Annotated in this window: 14 protein-coding genes; 10 read left to right on the top strand and 4 right to left on the bottom strand. The window is 68.6% G+C overall.

Annotated elements, in window-relative coordinates:
- The first annotated feature begins 280 nt into the window (after window positions 1-280).
- Window positions 281-1,036: a YwaF family protein gene (locus ACYVAN_RS16885; RefSeq protein ID WP_460960677.1), complete on the top strand. Its 756-nt coding sequence runs from the start codon at window positions 281-283 to the stop codon at window positions 1,034-1,036.
- A 58-nt stretch (window positions 1,037-1,094) separates the two neighbouring features.
- Here ACYVAN_RS16885 and ACYVAN_RS16880 read toward each other — a convergent pair whose 3' ends face one another.
- Both ACYVAN_RS16880 and ACYVAN_RS16875 read right to left on the bottom strand, forming a co-directional pair.
- On the bottom strand, window positions 1,095-1,871 hold the full coding sequence (locus ACYVAN_RS16880; protein ID WP_460960675.1) for a GNAT family N-acetyltransferase: 777 nt from the start codon (window positions 1,869-1,871) through the stop codon (window positions 1,095-1,097).
- A 100-nt stretch (window positions 1,872-1,971) separates the two neighbouring features.
- Window positions 1,972-2,433 (bottom strand): tRNA (cytidine(34)-2'-O)-methyltransferase, encoded by a 462-nt coding sequence (locus ACYVAN_RS16875; RefSeq protein ID WP_460960673.1) that lies wholly within the window; start codon window positions 2,431-2,433, stop codon window positions 1,972-1,974.
- A gap of 157 nt (window positions 2,434-2,590) precedes the next feature.
- Between ACYVAN_RS16875 and ACYVAN_RS16870 the strand changes: the two genes are divergently transcribed.
- Window positions 2,591-4,615 (top strand): primosomal protein N', encoded by a 2,025-nt coding sequence (locus ACYVAN_RS16870; RefSeq protein ID WP_460960671.1) that lies wholly within the window; start codon window positions 2,591-2,593, stop codon window positions 4,613-4,615.
- A gap of 153 nt (window positions 4,616-4,768) precedes the next feature.
- Here ACYVAN_RS16870 and ACYVAN_RS16865 read toward each other — a convergent pair whose 3' ends face one another.
- Window positions 4,769-5,812 (bottom strand): polysaccharide deacetylase family protein, encoded by a 1,044-nt coding sequence (locus tag ACYVAN_RS16865; RefSeq protein WP_460960669.1) that lies wholly within the window; start codon window positions 5,810-5,812, stop codon window positions 4,769-4,771.
- A 212-nt stretch (window positions 5,813-6,024) separates the two neighbouring features.
- Between ACYVAN_RS16865 and ACYVAN_RS16860 the strand changes: the two genes are divergently transcribed.
- From ACYVAN_RS16860 to ACYVAN_RS16835, 6 genes are all read left to right on the top strand, one after another.
- The gene (locus ACYVAN_RS16860) at window positions 6,025-7,587 is read left to right on the top strand and encodes a putative glycoside hydrolase (protein ID WP_460960667.1); all 1,563 of its coding nucleotides are present in this window, start codon (window positions 6,025-6,027) and stop codon (window positions 7,585-7,587) included.
- Between the two features lie 266 nt (window positions 7,588-7,853).
- Window positions 7,854-8,717 carry a CE1 family esterase gene (locus ACYVAN_RS16855; protein ID WP_460960665.1) on the top strand — a complete coding sequence of 288 codons (864 nt, stop codon included), beginning with the start codon at window positions 7,854-7,856 and terminating at the stop codon, window positions 8,715-8,717.
- 197 nt (window positions 8,718-8,914) lie between these two features.
- Window positions 8,915-9,463: a peptide deformylase gene (gene def, locus ACYVAN_RS16850; RefSeq protein WP_460960663.1), complete on the top strand. Its 549-nt coding sequence runs from the start codon at window positions 8,915-8,917 to the stop codon at window positions 9,461-9,463.
- A 10-nt stretch (window positions 9,464-9,473) separates the two neighbouring features.
- Window positions 9,474-10,394, top strand: a complete 921-nt coding sequence (gene fmt / locus ACYVAN_RS16845) for a methionyl-tRNA formyltransferase (protein ID WP_460960661.1) — start codon at window positions 9,474-9,476, stop codon at window positions 10,392-10,394.
- Window positions 10,395-10,651: 257 nt separating this feature from the next.
- Window positions 10,652-11,971 (top strand): RsmB/NOP family class I SAM-dependent RNA methyltransferase, encoded by a 1,320-nt coding sequence (locus tag ACYVAN_RS16840; protein WP_460960659.1) that lies wholly within the window; start codon window positions 10,652-10,654, stop codon window positions 11,969-11,971.
- A 116-nt stretch (window positions 11,972-12,087) separates the two neighbouring features.
- A complete protein-coding gene (locus ACYVAN_RS16835; RefSeq protein WP_460960657.1) occupies window positions 12,088-12,546 on the top strand; it encodes a nucleoside deaminase in 459 nt (152 codons plus the stop codon).
- Window positions 12,547-12,684: 138 nt separating this feature from the next.
- Here the strand turns inward: ACYVAN_RS16835 and ACYVAN_RS16830 are convergent, their stop codons facing one another.
- Entirely contained in the window at window positions 12,685-13,404 is a 720-nt protein-coding gene (locus ACYVAN_RS16830; RefSeq protein WP_460960655.1) for a zf-HC2 domain-containing protein, read from the bottom strand.
- 63 nt (window positions 13,405-13,467) lie between these two features.
- Between ACYVAN_RS16830 and ACYVAN_RS16825 the strand changes: the two genes are divergently transcribed.
- A complete protein-coding gene (locus ACYVAN_RS16825) occupies window positions 13,468-14,040 on the top strand; it encodes a sigma-70 family RNA polymerase sigma factor (RefSeq protein WP_460960653.1) in 573 nt (190 codons plus the stop codon).
- 151 nt (window positions 14,041-14,191) lie between these two features.
- Complete coding sequence (locus ACYVAN_RS16820; RefSeq protein ID WP_460960651.1) at window positions 14,192-14,608, top strand: OsmC family protein; 417 nt, start codon at window positions 14,192-14,194, stop codon at window positions 14,606-14,608.
- Window positions 14,609-14,700: the final 92 nt, after the last annotated feature.

Below are 14,700 nucleotides of genomic sequence, written 5' to 3'. Positions count from 1 at the left end.
TCGACCTGCCGTGGGAGCGCACGGACCGAGTCGAGGCGCTGAAGAACGCCGCCGGACTCTGATCCGCTGAACCGAGGGTGGAGGTCGGCGGTTGCACGCTCTTGGGTAGCGGTCGTGCATCGTGGACCTAGCGGCTGGGTGGCGAGGCCGGGAATGGCGGTCGCCGTGGTGGTGAGCCGGAACCCGAGGTCCGGGAGCGCGTTCCTCGCCTCGGGCCCCGAGCGCCTCCCGGCCGCGCCGGGGCTTGCCGGGCGCGCCACCCGGTGCAACGCTTCGAGCTGTGCTGCCAGTCGTCGAGGAGCCGGGAAGGTCGGGCGGCATTGTGCTCGGTGCGCAGCGCACGTTCGAGGCCTACGGGCCCTCGCACTGGGCGCTGATCGCCCTGCTGGTCGGTGGAGTGTTGTTCATCGTCGTTGCCGGGCGCCACGCGGGCATCCGGTCGGAGGCTCGGGTAGCGCGCGGTTTCGCGGTGGCGATCACGGGTTTCCTCGTCCCGATGCTGCTCTACCGGTTCCTACCGGGGCAGTGGGACGTGCACGATTCACTGCCGTTGCACCTGTGCGACCTGGCGTGGATGGTGGCTGCATACGCGCTGTGGACTCGCAGCCGGTGGGCCTACGCGCTCACGTACTACTGGGGTCTGACCTTGACTCCGCAGGCGATGATCACGCCGGCGTTGGATGCGCCCGACTTTCCGCACATCGACTTCATCGAGTTCTGGGGTCAGCACTGCCTGGTCGTGTGGGCGGCCGTTTACCTGACATGGGTGTCGGGACTTCGGCCGGACTGGCGCAGCTACCGGATCTCGGTCGTCGTCACCGTTGTCTGGGGTGCGGCGATGCTCGGGTTCAACGAGATTTTCGGAACCAACTACGGATTTCTCAACAGCAAACCGAACAATCCGTCCATCCTGGACCTGATGGGCGGTTGGCCCTGGTACCTGCTCGTGGAGCTCGTGGTGGGGATGCTCGCGTGGGCTCTGGTCACCGCGCCGTGGACGCGCGCCCGTTCCGGAGAGGGGGTGGGCGGTTCCTGATTTCGTCGCGGCGAGGAGTTGCGGGCGGCGGGCACGCCCTGCCCTGCACAGAAGGGGATCAGATCGAGGTGCGGTAGTGGTACTCGCACACCTCGCCGAATCCCGTCCGTTCGTACAGCCGCAGTGCCGGAACGTTGTCGCGTTCCACTTGCAGGTACAGGTGGTCGACGTCGCGTGCGGCCGCCCACTCCGCCAGCGTGGTGAGCACGGCCCGGCCAGCGCGCTCGCCACGCGCGTGCGGGAGCGTGGCCATGCCGAACACGCCCGCCCAGTCGCCGTCGGCGACGCACCGGCCCACCCCGACGACGTCGTTCCCGAGCATCGCACTGGCGTAGGCGCTGGGACGCCGTACCCGAGCGAGCAAGTCCCACTCGGTTCCGGGGTCGCAAGTAGCTCCTTGGACGGCGTGCCAGACCTCGAGCCAACTGCTTGTCGGACGGTCGTCGAGCCGCACCCGCAGCGAGGTCTCCGGCGCTCCTTCCAACACCCGTCTCGTCGCGCCCATCCGTAGTGAGACCGCGCTCTCCCGGCGGTAGCCACGCCCCGCCAGGAGCGTGTCGAGAGCGGCGGGGCAGGCTCCTCGGCTGATCTGGAACCGTGTGTTAGTGCCGTGTCCTGCGTAGAACTCCTCCGCGCGGATGACCCGGTGCACCAGTTCCGCCGGTTCGGCCTCGGCGTGTGGCAGCACCGTTCCCGTCCACCACGCGCAGCTCGTGGAATGGCGCAGCCACCAGCCGCCCATCTGTTCGACGTGCTCGGCCGGTAGTGCCCCGGCTGCCTTTTCCTGCAGCCCCCGAACCAGTTCCCGACTGCGTGGAACCGATGTTTCCCGCATGAATCCCTCCCAGCATCACCAGCCGGTCCACACCGATCACCAGCCGACTCACACCGACCACCTCCGGCCATATTTGAGGGTCCTGGTGTCTTTCCAAGGATCAAGGCATGGCGAAGTCCTGTTGCCGCCACGCTTCGTAGACGGCGATCGCGGCCGAATTGGCGAGGTTGAGCGAGCGAACGCCCGGCAGCAGTGGAATTCGCACCCTGGTGGTGATCTCGGGGGATTGGAGCACGTCGTCGGGCAGACCGGTCGATTCGCGGCCGAACAGCAGGGTATCGCCCGGCTGGTAGTCGATCTCCGCATAGGAGAGGTCGGCAGCGGCGGTGAATGCGATGACCCGCCGCGGGGCGATCCGATCCCATGCCGCGTTCAAGTCGGTGTGCACGTGCAAGGCGGCGAGGTCGTGGTAGTCGAGTCCTGCCCGCCGCAGCTTGGAATCCTCCACGGAGAATCCGAGCGGCTCGATCAGGTGCAGTCCGCTACCGGCGCCTGCGACCATCCGGATCGCATTGCCGGTGTTGCCGGGGATCTCGGGATGGTGGAAGACGACGTTGAACACTCGAGAACCTTTCCGGCTGGATGTTGCGACCTCGGTGCATCGTAATGACCATCGAGCCGGGGAGCGGCGCAGTGCTCCGGTCGTCGAGCGGCGGACCCGGTACGTCGGCTCGTGGCCGGGAAGAACAGCGAGCGACGTCTTCTGGTAGAGAAGTGGCATGGCAGGTGCGGGCGCTCGCGGGGCGAAGTCGGAAATCGAGCGAACCGCTTCGGCGAGGCTCCCGGTGGCCAGCGTGCTGGTCGAGGTGCCTCTGCCCGCCAACCTCGACCGCACGTTCGACTACCGGGTCCCGGAGCGACTGGACGCCGATGCGGTGCAGGGTTGCCGAGTCCGGGTGCGGTTCCGGGGCAAGCTGGTCAACGGCTTCCTGATCGAACGCAAAGAAACCACGGACTTCACGGGCAACCTGGTCTGGTTGGAACGGGTGATCTCCCCGGAACCCGTCCTGCCGCCGGAGCTGCTCGAACTCGCCCGTCAGATCGCCACTCGGTACGGCGGCATGCTCAACGACGTCGTGCGCCTGATGGTGCCCCCACGCCACGCCAAGGTCGAAAACGAGGCCGCGGCCGAGCCCCCACCACCGCCCGTGCGGCCTCCGGCAGAGGCCTGGCAGCGGTATGTGCACGGCCCCTCGTTCCTCGACGCCGTGCACGCGGGCAAGCCCGCGCGCGTCGTGTGGCAAGCCCTTCCGGGAGAGCAGTGGCCCGAACGACTGGCCGAGCTGGCGGCCACGGCCGCCGCCGCAGGCCGTGGCGCGGCGATCGTGGTTCCGGACCAGCGGGACCTCGAACGGGTGCACGCCGCCTGCGCGTCGCTGCTCGGGGAGTCCGGGGTGGCCGCATTGACCGCCGAGGCAGGGCCCACTGTGCGGTATCGGAACTGGCTGTCGGTGCTGCGCGGTTCGGTTCGGGTCGTGGTCGGCACGCGTGCCGCGATGTTCGCGCCCGTGCACGAGCTGGGCTTGGTGGTGGTGTGGGACGACGGCGACAAGGAGCACAGCTACCCGCAAGTCCCGTACCCGCACGCCCGCGACGTGCTCACCGACCGGGCGCACGCGAGTGCGGCGGCACTACTGGTCGGCGGCTTCTCCCGAACGGCGGAGGCGGCACTGCTGGTCGAGTCAGGCTGGGCTCGTGCCCTGGTCGGTGGCCGCGAGGAGGTGCGCGCGGCCGCACCTCGGGTGACGGCCATCGGTGAGGACGACACGCAGATCGCACGAGATCCCGCCGCCCGCGCTGCGCGGCTGCCCTCGGTGGCCTTCGAAGCGGCCCGATCGGCGCTGTCCGCGGGTGCCCCCGTGCTGGTGCAGGTGCCGCGCAAGGGGTATGTGCCCACGCTCGCCTGCGGTGACTGCAGGGAGAGCGCGCGGTGTCGGCGCTGCGCGGGACCGTTGGGTGTTCCGGCCGCGCCGGAGCGGGACTCGCCCAAGCCGGCGGCCTGCCGCTGGTGCGGTGCCACGGAGGCGGCGTTCCGGTGTGCTTCGTGCGGTTCGCGTCGGTTGCGGGCGGTCGTGGTCGGTACCGAACGGACGGCCGAGGAGCTGGGACGGGCATTCAGCAACACCAGCGTGCGCACCTCGAGTGGCGGTACGGCGCTGAAATCGGTCCCGGCAAAGCCCGCGCTCATCGTGTCGACTCCCGGTGTCGAGCCGGTCGCCGAAGGAGGATACGGCGCCGCGCTGCTGCTGGACGGTCGAGCTCTTCTGTCGCGCTCGGACCTGCGAGCCACCGAGACCGCACTGCGGATGTGGTTCGGCGCGTCGGCGATGGTTCGGCCGGCGCGGGAAGGCGGGCGAGTCGTGGTGATGGCCGAGTCCTCGCTGCAACCCGTGCAGGCGTTGATCCGTTGGGACCCGGCCTGGTACGCGTCACTGGAGTTGGCCGAGCGCACCGAACTCGGGTTTCCACCTGCAAAGCGCGTCGCGGCAGTGGACGGGACTCCGGAGGCGATCTCCTCGCTGCTGGATCTGCTGGAACTGCCCGCCGGTGGAGAGCTCCTGGGGCCCGTGCCCATCGGCGAGGTCGACGCGGACGGCAACTCGGAACGAGAACGGCTGCTGGTACGGGTCGAACGCACCGAAGGCAGGGCACTCGCGGTGGCCTTGCACGAGGCGCAAGCCGTTCGTGCCGCCCGCAAGGCCACTGAACTGCAGGTGCGCCTCGATCCGCTGGAAATGCTCTGAACGCTTCCAGGGCGACTCGGTGGCGGAGTTCGAGGCGGGTTCGCCGAGCGGGGGCGTGCGGCGGTTCGGTCTCCGGCGTGGTGCCGGCATCACCCGGTCCCGGAGCTGGTACGCCGGGACCGGGCACGGATGCTCTCGGTTCGATCAGTGGGTCTAGTACCGGTGGACGCGGGGGCCCACGTGTGGGGCGGGCTCCGTGGGCACCGATTTCGGGGCCGAGATCCGTTCCGGGTCGCCGTCGGAGGTGTAGCGACGACCCGGGTTCGCGGCGAGCTCGTCCAGCCACGCGGTCGATCCGAACTCCGAGCCCTCGCCGTCGGGGCCCTGTGAGCGGATCCGGGGCACGTTCACCGGATCGAAGTCCGCCGACCACGGTGAGGGTGCCGGGTTGGAGCCGACGAGCATGACGCTGTCGTACTGGTAGTCGGTGCCGCCGGCGGAGCCTTCGGCGGCGAGCTCTTCCCGGTCCGGATGCACGCCCAGCGGGAGCGCCAGCGAACGAACCCGCATTCCCGGTACCGCGCTGGTGACGAGCCGTTGCAATCCTGCGATCTGGTCTTGCACCTCGGTGTCGTCGACGGTGCCGAGGTTGGGGTGGTCGAGCGTGTGGTTGCCGATCTCGAAACCGTGCTCGTGCAACCAGTTCAGCGTTGCCCGCCCAGCTGGTTCCTCGAAGGGCGGGTCGAACACGTAGAAGGTGGCCACCGGTTGGAATTCGGGGTGTTCCCGGGCCACTTCGAGCATGATGTGCACTGCGGTTCCCGGTTTCGGTGAACCGGATTCGTCCAATCCGAACTGGGTTGCCGAACCGTCGTCGAAGGTGAGTACGACCGGATGTCGTCCGGCGGGGATGTCGATCCGGCCGGTGGCGAATTCCGTGGCGGTGATGGGGGTGTATCCCTCGTCGGCCAGCCTTTCGAGTTCCGCCCGGAACTCCTGAGGCGTGCGGCCGTAGACGCTCGAAGGCGACTCTGTGATCCGGTGGTACATCAGCACGGGGACGTCACCGAGTTCGTTGGCACCCACGGATTCCGGTGTCGGTGACGGTTCTGGGGGTGGCACCGCGGGTTGTGCCGGTGTGGTGGTTCTGTCGGGCTGCGGGCCGGGCGGTTCCGGGCTGCACGAACCGGTGATGAGTGCGGTGAGCAGTGTTGCGGTGGCGACCGTGACTCGGCGCTTGCTCGTTGTCGGACGCATTCGTCCGCAGAGTAGTCGACGCGGCGGCAGTCGTGGATACTCCAAGTGGCTAATTGATCTTTCGTGTGTCACCTGGGAGAGTGGATTGCGCAAGTCGTAGCGACTCAGCGTGAAAACACTTGCGTCGTGAATTCGCCGAAGTCGGGGAGGCGAAAACGTTGACGGGATCAGCATCCGAATCGGAAGCCGCTCGGAAAACCGAATCGGGCGGAATGTCCAGATGGCTATTGGTCGGAGTTATCACGATCGCGGTGGCGGTACTGGGATACCTGCTGCTCCGCTGGTCGTCCACAGAGGATGTTCGAATTCACGGGCTGCCTCCTCATCCGGTGGCACCGGCCGTCGTGTCCGGCGGAGCCATCCGCATCGAGACGGGAGATTCGCAGCGAGCACAGGTGTACCTCGACGGTGAAGAGGTGCCCACCAGCACGCACGGCGACGAACTCGCCGTTCGATCCGGCCCCCTGACCGACGGTGAGCACGAACTGCGCGTCGTGGTTCCGCGCGGATTCTCCTGGCTCGGGTCCAGTGCGGAAACGCGTTCGTTCACAGTGGATAGCGCGGCGCCAGCGCTGCGAGTGGCGGACACGCTGCAACCGGAATCGCCGGGTGCTCCGGTGTCGGTTTCCGGGAAGGTCGATGGGGCGTCCGACGTGACCATCGCCGGGCGCACTGTCGAGCCGGCGGAAGACGGCTCCTTCGCGCTGACGGTCGAACGGCCGGAACGCGAAGTCGAGGTGGTCGCCACCGATCGCGCGGGCAACCGGGCCTCCAAGACCATGACCGTCCACACCAGACACCCCGGCATGCGGGCCGTGCACATGACCGGGCTCGCCTGGACGAGCAGCGCACTGCGTGAACCCGTGCTCGAGATGGCCAGGCAAGGCAAGATCGACACGGTGGAGCTGGACCTCAAGGACGAGAGCGGCGAGGTCGTCTACGACTCCGAAGTGCCGATGGCTCACCGGATCGGCGCGGTCAAGGGGTACTACGACGCCCGCGCGGTCATCGATCAGCTGCACAGCATGGACGTTCGAGTGGTCGGCAGACTGGTCGCCTTCAAGGACCCGATCCTGGGTGAGGCTTCTTGGCACAACGGGCATCCCGAACGGGTGGTGCAGACCGCGTCCGGTCAACCGTGGCAGGGCGGTTACGGCGCGTACGCGTTCACGAACTTCGCGAACCCCGAGGTTCGCCAGTACAACATCGACATCGCCGCGGAAGCGGCTGAGCTCGGGTTCGACGATGTCCTCTACGACTACGTGCGCCGGCCGGACGGGGCCATCGAGGAAATGCGCTTTCCCGGGTTGGGAGGCACTCCGGAGAGCAGCATCGCCGGTTTCCTCCGGCAGACCCAGACCGCGGTGCGGTCGCACGGCGCGATGCTCGGTGCGTCGGTGTTCGGCATCGCCGTCGACCGGCCGACCCAGATAGCCCAGGACATCCCGCAGATGGCCCGGTATGTGGATTACATCGCGCCGATGGTCTACCCGTCCCACTGGGGGCCGGGTGAGTTCGGCGTCGACGCCCCGAACTCCCAGCCCTACGAGATCGTCCGGCGTTCGCTGGCGAAGTTCGCCGAAGCCGTGCGGGGCACGGAGGTGGCGATCATCCCGTGGTTGCAGGACTTCAGCCTCGGCGTCCCCTACGGGCCGGCCGAGGTGGAGGCACAGATCCGCGCGGCCGCGGACAACGGTATGCCGTCCTATCTGCTGTGGTCACCGAGCGTGCGCTACCACTCCGAGGCGCTCGAACCGGACCGAGCGGGCGGGTAGCGGTCGTCTTGCCTTCGGTGGTCGCCCGCGCACCCATCGGGCGTGTTGAGCGGTGTGGCCGCCGGAGGTGCTGTGTTTGCGGAAACCGGTCGGATGACCACGGCCGAGCCGGGCCGGTTGGCCCGTCCCGGTGGCCGATGCGCTCCGCGCTCGGCCACCGGGACGGACGGCGGTTTGTCCGTAGGTCGATACCCGCTCCGTGCGAATAGTGCGGAGCTCGGTGTGGTGGTTTGGATCTCGATGGGCGATGTCCGAGAGTGGTTCGCGTGTGGAGTCGATGGATCACGTTGCTCGGTGTGGTGCTCGTTGTCCTGGCGGGAGTCGTGGGAGGGACCGGAAGTGCGTTGGGGCAGACAGGTGCCGACTGTGGCGGTTCGTTCACCGGGACCGGAACACTCCGATCCGGAGGTGTCGAGCGCAGCTACCGGGTGCACGTACCGGCCGATGCCGGCCGCAAAGTGGCACCGCTGGTGATCGGCTTGCACGGGCGTGGCAGCACCGGCGCGACCATGGAGCGCACCTCGGGCCTGTCCGAGCTGGACGTGATCGCGGTGTATCCGCAAGCACTCGCGGGCAAGGACGGCCAGACGGCCTGGCAGGGCGCGCCATACTCGTCTTCGGTTGACGACGTGTCGTTCATCAACGATCTCATCAACCACCTGGAGGGTCGGTTCTGCGTCGACACCACCCGGGTTCACGCCGTCGGTCTGTCGAACGGTGGTGGGTTCGCCGCGATGCTGGGCTGCCGCCTGTCCGGACGGCTCGCCGGCTACGCCACCGTGGCGGGCGCGTTCTACCCGGGTGGCGGGGACTGCACCCCCACTCGGCCACTGCCGGTGGTCAACGTGCATGGCACGGGAGACCGGGTGGTGCGCTACGAAGGGAATCCGTCGAAGGGGCAGCCTCCGGTTCAGGACTGGTTGCGCGAACGCGCCGAGCACAACCGGTGCCGGAACGAAAAGGAGGGGACCTCGCACAACGACGTGGAAACGCAGCGCTGGACCTCCTGCATCCTCGGATCGGCGGTCACCCATTACCGCATCGTCGGCGGTAGGCACGAATGGCCGCAGCACATCGACACCGCCGAACTGATCTGGTCCGGGCTGAACCGGGTGCACAGCGCTACGTGAGGCACGCGGGCCTCGGTGGGACGGATGGCGAGCAGTGTGGCGCGCACGGCGGTTGGCGCTCGAACCATCGGTTCGGCTGGCCTGACCTGGATCGGCTCGCCCGCCGTGGCCTCTGTGATCCGGTAGGCGCCACGGCGAACCGGCTTCCCGGGCGATTAGACTCGTCGCCAGCCATCATCGATTTCCAGGGAGCTCGTGTGACCGTCCAGCCGATCAGACTTTTCGGCGATCCCGTGCTGCGGACCCGCGCCGACGAGGTCGTCGACTTCGACAAGGAGCTCCGTAACCTGGTCAAGGACCTGTGGGACACGATGGAGACAAAGGGCGGAGCCGGTCTCGCCGCGCCCCAGCTCGGGGTGGGTCTGCGCGCGTTCACGTACCACTGCGACGGCTTCGCCGGTCACCTGATCAACCCCACGTTCGAGGCAGTGGGAGACGAGCTGCAGCTCGGCCCGGAAGGTTGCCTGTCCATCCCGGGTATGTCGTGGGACTGCAGCCGCTACCTGAGGGTGGCCGCGCGGGGCTGGAACATGCACGGGGAACCCGTGGAGGTGGAGGGCTCGGACTTGCTGGCCCGGTGTCTGCAGCACGAGACCGACCACCTCGACGGGGTGTTGTTCGTCGACCGCCTCGACGAGGAGGCTCGCAAGGCGGCGTTGCGGGAGATCCGCCAGGCCGATTGGTTCGACGGGCAGGTCCCGACCGTGAAGGAAAGCCCGCACCCACTGTTCGGAAAGGCCCGCTGAAATGCGCGTGGTGTTCGCAGGCACACCTGAACCTGCGGTACCGGCACTGCGGGCATTGCTCGACTCGCCGGAACACGAGGTCGTCGCTGTGGTGACCCGCCCGGACGCCCCGGCGGGGCGCGGGCGCAGGTTGGTTCGCTCGCCGGTCGGTGCGCTCGCGGACGAGCACGGCATCGAAGTGCTGACACCGGCCCGTGCGTCCGAGCCGGAGTTTCTCGACCGGCTGCGGAGACTGGAACCCGACTGCTGCCCGGTCGTGGCCTACGGTGCGCTGCTGCGGGAGGAGGCGTTGTCGATCCCGGCCCGCGGCTGGGTCAACCTGCACTTCTCGCTGCTGCCCGCTTGGCGGGGAGCAGCGCCGGTCCAGGCTGCGGTCCGCCACGGAGACGAGATCACGGGAGCTACCACCTTCCAGCTGGTCCCGGAGCTCGATGCGGGGCCGGTCCACGGCGTCGTCACCGAGGAGATCAGGAACGAGGACACCACTGGGGACCTGCTGGAACGGTTGGCTTCCTCGGGCGCGAAGCTGCTGGTCGCCACGTTGGACGGGATCGAGAGCGGGACGTTGCGCGCGGAGGAACAGCCTTCCGAAGGCGTCAGCTACGCGCCCAAGGTCACCGTGGACGACGCGAAGGTCGACTTCGAGACGCCCGCGCGGGCGATCGACCGAGTGATCCGGTCGGTCACTCCCGAGCCGGGCGCGTGGGCGAGGTTCCGCGGTGAACGGTTCAAGCTCGGCCCGGTTTCCTTGACCGAGGACGAAGCCGAACTCGCGCCCGGCGAGATCAAGGTGGAGCGCAAGCGGGTGCTGGCGGGCACCGCTACCTCCGCGGTGTGCTTGGGCCAGGTACAGGCACAGGGCAAGAAGCGGATGGCCGCGACCGACTGGGCCCGTGGCACCCGCATCGATCAGGGCGAGCGGTTGGAGTGACCAGCTGGCTCGTAGGAAGAAAAACGGCCGAACTGCGCGGGCCGCCGGATGCGGGTGCGCAGGCCGGGGTGGCGGTCACATCGTCAGAGGAGTGCCGTCGCACGACGTCCGCCCGCCACGTGCGGGAACCGGGCGTCCATTGATTGGAGTTCGCAGTGAAGGACAACCGTCCTCGTCGACCCTCGCGTCCGAAGGGGTCGCGTCCGCCGCAGCGCCGTTCCGGTCCGGAACGGCCGCCGGCGGAGGATCCGGCCCGGATGGCCGCGCTGGAAACGCTGCGGGCGGTCCGTGAGCGCGACGCCTACGCCAACCTGGTCCTGCCCGGCATGCTCAAGCAACGCCGGATCAGCGGCCGGGATGCCGCGCTGGCCACCGAGCTGACCTACGGGGCCTGCCGCGCGAAGGGATTGCTCGACGAGATCATCGTGGATTGCAGCGGTCGACCGCTGTCCGAAGTAGACGATCAGGTACTCGACGCGCTGCGGCTGGGGGCCTACCAACTACTGCGGACCCGGATCCCACCGCACGCCGCAGTGGATTCCACTGTGAATATCGTGCGCGGTGAAGCGGGTTCGCGAATCGCGGGATTCGCCAATGCCGTGCTGCGCAAGATCGGCGAACTGGACGAGCAGGGCTGGATCGACAAGCTCGCACCCGATCGCGCTGTCGACCCGGTCGGGCACCTTGCGCTCCGCTACGCGCATCCGCGCTGGATCGCCAGGGCCTTCTCCGATGCGCTCGGATCCACCGGGGCCGAACTGGAGGCCGCGCTCGCGGCCGACGACGCGCGGCCGGAAGTGCACCTGACCGCACGCCCGGGCGAGATCAGCGCGGACGAGCTCGCCGCGATCACCGGTGGAGACCCCGCGCCATACTCGCCCTACGGCGTCCACCTGGAGCCGGGTGGTGGGGACCCCGGCGAGTTGGAGCCGGTGCAGGAAGGTTTCGCCACGGTCCAGGACGAGGGCAGTCAACTCGTCTCACTGGCCATGACCAAGGTCGAGGTGGCGGGGTCCGACACCCGCTGGCTGGACCTGTGCGCCGGGCCGGGCGGAAAGGCGAACCTCCTCGGCTCGCTGGTCACCCTGGACGGTGGCAGCTTGGACGCCGTTGAGCAGACCAAGCACCGAGCGGAGCTGGTGGAGCGGATCACCAGCGGACTCGCGGTGAACGTGCACGTCGTCGACGGGCGCGAACCCGGACTCGAACCGGGGTACGACCGCGTGCTGGTCGATGCGCCGTGCACCGGACTCGGGGCACTTCGCAGGCGGCCGGAGGCCCGCTGGCGCAGGCAGCCATCGGACGTGGCTGAGCTCGCGAAATTGCAGCGCGAGCTGTTGCTCTCGGCGGTCGGTCTGACCCGTTCCGGTGGTGTGGTGGCCTACGTGGTGTGTTCGCCGCACTTGTCCGAGACGGAAGGGGTCGTCTCGGACGTTGTACGCCGGTCCGGTGCCGAACTGCTCGACGCGCGGCCGTACTTTCCGGACGTCCCCGAACTCGGTGCGGGACCATCGGTTCAGCTCTGGCCGCACCTGCACGGCACCGATGCGATGTTCTGCGCGCTGCTCCGAGTCTGAAGACGGCCCGGGTCCGGGAACGGGATCTGGCCGTGCGGCAGGACGCGCCTGCCTGTGGGCTGTCGGCGGCACGACGAGCGCTGTTCGCGGAGTGAACGCTTGCGAAGGGAACCGAGATGGTCGAGCAGGACTACCATTGGTGGCTGTCGGTGGCCCTGGAGCAGGCACGCGCGAGTGCTGCCGAGGGCGGCATCCCGATCGGTGCGGCGCTCATCGGTACGGACGGCGAGGTGCTGGGGCGGGGCCACAACCGACGCGTCCAGGACGAGGATCCGTCGGTGCACGGCGAGACGGCCGCCTTCCGGAACGCCGGACGGCAGCGCTCGTACTCCGGGACGACGATGGTCACCACACTCTCGCCCTGCTGGTACTGCAGTGGTCTCGTCCGCCAGTTCGGCATCGGCCGGGTGGTCATCGGAGAGGCCCGCAACTTCCACGGCGGCCATGACTGGTTGGCCCGGCACGGTGTCGAGGTGGTCGTGCTCGACGACGCCGAGTGCGCGGAGCTGATGGCGCGGTTCATCGCCGAACGTCCGTCCCTGTGGCACGAGGACATCGGCGAGAACGAAGGCTGACCGGGTCGTTCGGCGGTCCGGAGACCGGCCTCGCGTGGTGAAGTCGGTCGGATCGGTCTCGTGGTGCTCGGAACTCCGACGCGGTGCTGACGCCGAGCGGGTCGCCGCTGCGAAGAGCGGGCCTTGCCCGGCCAAGTGCTACGCGGCGTCCTCCTGCGCGCTCGGCCCCGGGAGCCGGGTTCGCCGCACGTGCGGCCAGCGGGACGGGTGTTCCCGTTCCGGCCGATCCGCGGTGGTGCTGCCGAGAACGTCCGGACTTTCGGCGGTGCTCGGGTTCGGATCGTCTCCCCGGTTCGAGCGATCGATGGCGTAGAGAAACCCCAGGCCCAGCGCGAGCAGGCCGTGGGACGCGACTCGCCCGGGGTCCACCGCACCCACGCTGAGGTCGTGCGCCGAAAAACCCGCCAGCACCAGCAGGAAAACCGAGAGCGCGGGCAGCAAGCCGGATGAGCCGCGATTCCGCACCGCCACCCAGAACAGCGCGACCCCGAGCGCGATGTTCCACGCGGTGCTCTCATTGAACAGGTGGGAACCACCCGAGTGCGGTTGGCCACCGATTCCGAGTGCCTGTACGAGGCCCAGGCCCAGCTGGGCGGTAGCCACACCCCCGAGCGCGAACCGCGCGAACCGCGAACGCCGTTTGGGCAGGGCTTCGGTGCGAAGCACCGCTTCGACCAGATCCGGAGTCGCCACCGCCGGGTGCACGCGCAGGCCACGGGTCAGCGCGGCGGCCTCTGCCTGCCAAGTTCGGCACGCCGGGCACTGTTCCAGGTGCGCGTCCACCTCGTCTTCGGGGTCGCCACCGTCTTCCCCGTCCAACCGCGCCGAAACCGAGGTGCGACAGCTTTCACAGTCCACTCCTCGATTGTCGAGCGTGACGTCCACGGATCTCCACGCGGGTCGTGGATTACTCTGCGAATCGTGTTCTACTCGGAGGCGGAGGACGCCCGCACGACCGAGCTGGCGCTGGCCGCCGCGGCAGGGGAGAAAGACGCATTCGAGAGATTCGTCCGGGCGACCCAGCGCGACGTCTGGCGCTTCATCGCACATCTGGCCGGTGTCGGAAGCGCCGACGACCTCGCGCAGGAGACGTTCCTGCGGGCGCTGCGCGGGGTGCGCGGATTCGCGGGCCGCTCGTCGGCCCGCACCTGGCTGCTCTCGATCGCCAAGAGGGTAGTCGTCGATCAGATCCGTTCGGAGCGGACACGTCCCCGGGCCAGCCGAGCCGACGTCGACTGGACGACCATCGCCGAACGCGCGCAGCTCGATCGTCGCGGAGCAGGATTCGAAGATCTCGTCGAGACCAACCTGCTGCTCGACGAGTTGAGCGAAGATCGGCGGGCAGCCTTGGTGCTCACCCAGCTGCTGGGGTTGCCCTACGAGCAGGCCGCGGACGTGTGCGGCTGCGAGGTCGGCACGATCCGCTCTCGGGTGGCGAGGGCGCGGGAAGATCTCGTGGCCCACACCCGGGGTCTCTCGGCCGGGACGGGCTGAGCGGTCGCGCGCAGGTGGCCGCCCGGTGGTCCGGCCCCTGGACGAGAAGTGGGGAACAATCCCGCCTCGATGCCGGTTGATCACATACGTGTCAGAACACCGGTGAACCCAGCGGAACACCGGTGGCCCCGCCAGAGAGCTGAGGTATCGAATGGCTTCCACCCCCGTCGACGTGCGGCGCACCGGTAAGCACTCGTTCACCGCGACCAACGACCGCGGCATCGAGGTCGCGATCGGTCGGGACGGCGATCCCGACGCGTTCACCCCGGGTGAGCTGTTGCTCGCGGCGATCGCGGGCTGCTCGGCGGTCACCAGCGAGAATCTGCTGACTCGCCGGGTGGGGGAGGAGGCCCCGATCGCGGTGCACGCCGACCGGACCAAGACCCAGGACGATCCCAACAAATTCGCCTCCGTCCAAGTGAACCTCGACGTCGACCTGGACGCGGTCGAGGACCCGGACGAACGGGCGAAGCTGGCCGAAGCCGTCCAGCGGGCGATCGACCGGTTCTGCACGGTGAGCAGGTCGGTGGAGGAAGGTACTCCGATCGAACTCACGCTGCCCGACTGATCGCGCACCGTTCTCCGGGATCTGCCCGCCGAGCCTCCGTCACGTCGTAGAGTGCTCGGGTCGTCGCTCGAGGCGGCTCGCGGAGCACGAGG

The organism is Parasphingorhabdus pacifica (genome assembly GCF_054779195.1).
Note: the sequence above shows the minus strand (reverse complement) of the source record. Positions and strands in the feature narration are given on the sequence as shown.

Excerpts from the sequence above, each read along its gene's own strand:
- ACYVAN_RS16860 (WP_460960667.1), top strand. The coding sequence starts at position 6,025 with ATGTCCAGATGGCTATTGGTCGGAGTTATCACGATCGCGGTGGCGGTA.
- ACYVAN_RS16835 (WP_460960657.1), top strand. The coding sequence starts at position 12,088 with ATGGTCGAGCAGGACTACCATTGGTGGCTGTCGGTGGCCCTGGAGCAG.
- ACYVAN_RS16865 (WP_460960669.1), bottom strand. The coding sequence starts at position 5,812 with ATGCGTCCGACAACGAGCAAGCGCCGAGTCACGGTCGCCACCGCAACA.
- ACYVAN_RS16820 (WP_460960651.1), top strand. The coding sequence starts at position 14,192 with ATGGCTTCCACCCCCGTCGACGTGCGGCGCACCGGTAAGCACTCGTTC.
- ACYVAN_RS16840 (WP_460960659.1), top strand. The coding sequence starts at position 10,652 with ATGGCCGCGCTGGAAACGCTGCGGGCGGTCCGTGAGCGCGACGCCTAC.
- ACYVAN_RS16870 (WP_460960671.1), top strand. The coding sequence starts at position 2,591 with ATGGCAGGTGCGGGCGCTCGCGGGGCGAAGTCGGAAATCGAGCGAACC.
- ACYVAN_RS16880 (WP_460960675.1), bottom strand. The coding sequence starts at position 1,871 with ATGCGGGAAACATCGGTTCCACGCAGTCGGGAACTGGTTCGGGGGCTG.